We start from the raw sequence: 562 nt of genomic DNA on the forward strand, positions 1-562 counted from the left end.
CAATAAAAAAGCCACATTTGTGGCACTTACTCAGACTCACTGAGTTCTTTCATTAATTGCTTGTTGTACTCGCTGACTTGATGTATCTCTATCAAATTCATGCAGTCCTCAAGACTGTATACTGTCGATAGTTCATGCAGTGTGGCGTGACCAGATGTAATAACCTGAGATACTACACTAGACACATTAGCGGTTTCAGCGAGTACGCCATCCTTTAGCGGTAGACCAGCTTTTAGCTTTTCAAGTCTGACCCACCGCCTTGAGTTAAAAAATCAATATGGATGGCTAACACTTCTTTGCGGAGTGTGAACATCGTACTTAAATCTTTAATATCTGAGTCGATAATCAACGCTCGTGCATTACCGCTACTAGGAAGCACTTGGACGCACTCTAACAACTCATCAAGTAAAGGAATACCAACATCAGGCTTAATGCCAGATAGCGCCTTAATTGCCACCTGAGCCATTCCCAGCATACCCATATTAGGGTTAATGCCTTCGATATCGATACCACCGTTAGCAATAGCAAATAAAGCACGCATGGCCCAGTTGTCGGCTTTAGT

At 42.9% G+C, this 562-nt stretch carries 1 protein-coding gene; it reads right to left on the reverse strand.

The annotated features are described in order from the left end of the window. Nucleotides 1-232: 232 nt before the first annotated feature. On the reverse strand, nt 233-562 hold a 330-nt coding region (locus tag ABN256_RS19325), incomplete at its 5' end, for a hypothetical protein (protein ID WP_349439944.1).

Origin of the sequence: Proteus sp. fly-1008 (assembly GCF_040140305.1) — a bacterium.
Lineage (GTDB): Bacteria > Pseudomonadota > Gammaproteobacteria > Enterobacterales > Enterobacteriaceae > Proteus > Proteus vulgaris_B.